This window comes from Prevotella sp. Sow4_E9_plate, from assembly GCF_052116205.1.
In the GTDB taxonomy this organism is placed as follows: Bacteria; Bacteroidota; Bacteroidia; order Bacteroidales; family Bacteroidaceae; genus Prevotella.
In genome coordinates this window covers 1-378 of the sequence record NZ_JBQKLN010000158.1, presented here as the reverse complement: position 1 = coordinate 378, position 378 = coordinate 1, and the positions used below count along the sequence as shown (strand labels likewise).

Sequence of the window (378 nt, the reverse complement as noted above, 5' to 3'; positions counted from 1 at the left end):
AAGAGAAAGCAAAAACTTGAAGAGTACATAAGGGGATGGGTAGGTTACTATCACCTTGCCAACATGAAACGTTTCCTCATGGAAACTGACGAGTGGCTAAGGCGACGGCTACGTATGTGTATATGGAAGTCGTGGAAGAGGGTGAAAACGAGAATTGCCAACTTGATAAAGTGTGGTATAGATAAGTACCAAGCTTACATGTGGGGCAATAGTCGTTTGGGGGATTGGCGCATAGCTGGCAGTTACATACTAAGTCGTGCGATAACCAATGAAAAGTTGAGCATGGCAGGCTATGCTACATTGACGGGTTCATACCTCGAATGGTATCCAAAATAGGAACCGCCGTATGCGGAACCGCATGTACGGTGGTGTGAGAGG

At 46.3% G+C, this 378-nt stretch carries 1 protein-coding gene; it reads left to right on the top strand.

What is annotated here, in order from left to right:
• Nucleotides 1-336: group II intron maturase-specific domain-containing protein (locus ACTQ53_RS17680; protein WP_441934634.1), on the top strand; the 336-nt coding region annotated here is incomplete at its 5' end.
• Nucleotides 337-378: the final 42 nt, after the last annotated feature.